The sequence below is a fragment of the Neisseria sp. P0021.S006 genome (assembly GCF_051956895.1).
In genome coordinates, this window is record NZ_JBQCWZ010001209.1 from 1 (window position 1) to 461 (window position 461).

Annotated in this window: 1 protein-coding gene; it reads right to left on the bottom strand. The window is 43.0% G+C overall.

The features are described from left to right. Positions 1-461 (bottom strand): hypothetical protein (locus ACTHUM_RS19515; RefSeq protein WP_440403943.1); only part of this gene is annotated, 461 nt, incomplete at both ends.

A 461-nucleotide genomic window follows, 5' to 3' on the forward strand; every position in this document is an offset into this window, starting at 1 on the left:
TGGGGTTGTGTTTTGTTGTGTTGTTTGTGTGGTGTTGTTGGTTGTTGTTGTTTGGTTTGTTGGGGGTGTTTTGGTGTGGTGTGGTTGTTGTTTGTTGGTGTTGTGTTGTTTGTTTGGTGGTTTTTTTGGTGTTGTGTTGGGTGTTGGGGTTTTGTTGGTGGTGGGTGTTTTGGTGTGTTTTGTTGTTGTTGTTGTTAGGGTGGTGTGGTGTGCTTTTGTCGTCGGTTGGTTGGAATATATGTGTGTTGTTGTATTTAGTTGTGTGTTGTTTGTTGTTTTTTTTGTCGGAGTGGTGTTTTGTTTGTTTTGGTGGGTTTTGTTTGTATTTTGTGTGTGGGGGTTGTTTGTGGTTTAGTGCTTGTTTGTTGGTTCGTTGGTGTTTTGTGGCGTCTTTTTTGTTGTTGTCTTGGTTGTGGTTGTTGTTGGTGTGGTGTTGTTGGGGGGGGGTGGTGTTTGTGGGG